General features: G+C 61.9%; 1 protein-coding gene. It reads right to left on the bottom strand.

Features of this window, described 5'->3' with window-relative positions:
* Positions 1 to 171: 171 nt before the first annotated feature.
* Positions 172 to 1,467, bottom strand: a complete 1,296-nt coding sequence (locus AB6806_RS28930; RefSeq protein ID WP_370956367.1) for an ISNCY family transposase — start codon at positions 1,465 to 1,467, stop codon at positions 172 to 174.
* Positions 1,468 to 1,552 lie beyond the last annotated feature (85 nt).

Genomic DNA, 1,552 nt, shown 5'->3' with positions numbered 1-1,552 from the left:
TGTCAGAACCCGATAGACAAGTCTCTTCTTGCGCTCATTAGAGATGTCACTGGATGAATACTTCAATGTCATCTGAAGCGGCTCTTCAGGAAAGCTCAAGCAGCGCGGCGGAGCTGGTCAGGGTTGCTCGGCCGCGCTGCGTCGCGTCTGCAAGCGGGCAAGGGTTCTCGGCTAGCCCGCCTTGAAGAGGCTCTTGCCCTGGCCTTGGCGGCGCGGCGCACGGCCGCTGCGTGCCATGTTGAGTTCCTTCTGACGCTCGGCAATGTAGGCCAGCGCCGGCCCAAGCCGCTTGTTCTCGACGATCGCGGCCTGATCGACCTGCTGGACCTTGTCGAAAACCCGATAGGGCAGGTTGAGGCCCTGGTGCCGGATCGCAAACCGACCATCCGGATAGTCGAAGATCGTGACGCGCTGTCGGGCGAGGGTGCGCGTTACCGGCGTCGGCTCGAGGATGAACAGCATCTTGTCGTATTGAAGCGTCAGGCTCTGCGAGACCGTCCGTTCCTCCTGCCAGGCAAAGGCTTCGTCGATATTGTCGTCGCTGGCGAGCGGGCGGTGCAGATTCTTGTCGTTGAACGGCGCCTTGGCGAAGCGCCGGTTGAAGTCCTCCATGAAGCCCGGCAGGAACGCGTTCCCGGCCTCGATAGACGAGATTCCAGCGAGTCGTAGCTCCTTCACCAGTCGGTCCTGAAGCGTGCCGTTGGCGCGTTCGACTCGGCCTTTGGCCTGCGGAACATTGGCGCAGATGATGTCGATGTTCAGCTGATCCAAAGCCCGGCCGAACTGGGTCATCCCGTTGCCGCCGGTCGCACCGACCTTGTTCACCCGAAACGTCGCGTGCTTGTCCGAGTAGAAGGCCACCGGCTTGCCGTGGCGCTGCAGATAGCTCCGAGTCGCTGCAAAATAGTCAAAGGTCGACTCCGTCGTGACAAACTGCAGGTGCATCAGCCGGCTGGTCGCATCGTCGATGAAGACGAGTAGGGTACATTGCGGCCCGCGGTCCTCGAACCACCAATGCTGCGAGCCATCGATCTGGACGAGTTCGCCGACGCAATCGCGCCGGTAACGCGGCTGATGCACCGGCTTGAGGCGTTCCCGGCGATCGCGCCAGATCCCGTCAGCGATCATCCAGCGTCGTACGGTCTCGACGCCCAGCCGCAATCCATGCCGGTCCGCAAGCTTCTCCGCTGCCAGCGTGGGCCCGAAATCCGGATAGTTCGCCCGGATCAGCGCAAGAACCTGCGTTCGCACGACAGCTGGATAGGACCGATTGCTCGGCTTACCGCGCTTCTGTGAGACCAAGCCAGACGCACCACGCTCATGGTAGCGCCGCAGAAGCCGAAACACGTGCCGGCGGGTGAGGCGTAGCAACTGTGCTGCCTCCGCGACCGCAATCCGCTCCAACACAACGTCGCGCAGCACCTGAACCCGATCGAGTTCGTCTCGGCTCATCGACACCACCGTCATCACGCAAAGCTCCCCAGAACCCAGCACTCTGAACGAGTGACATCTCTAACGGGGAGACCGGTGACCTTTCTAACGGGTGCCTACA

This window comes from Allobosea sp. RCC_152_1, assembly GCF_041360765.1.
GTDB classification, from domain to species: Bacteria; Pseudomonadota; Alphaproteobacteria; order Rhizobiales; family Beijerinckiaceae; genus Allobosea; species Allobosea spartocytisi.
This window is presented reverse-complemented; position numbering and strand designations above follow the sequence as displayed.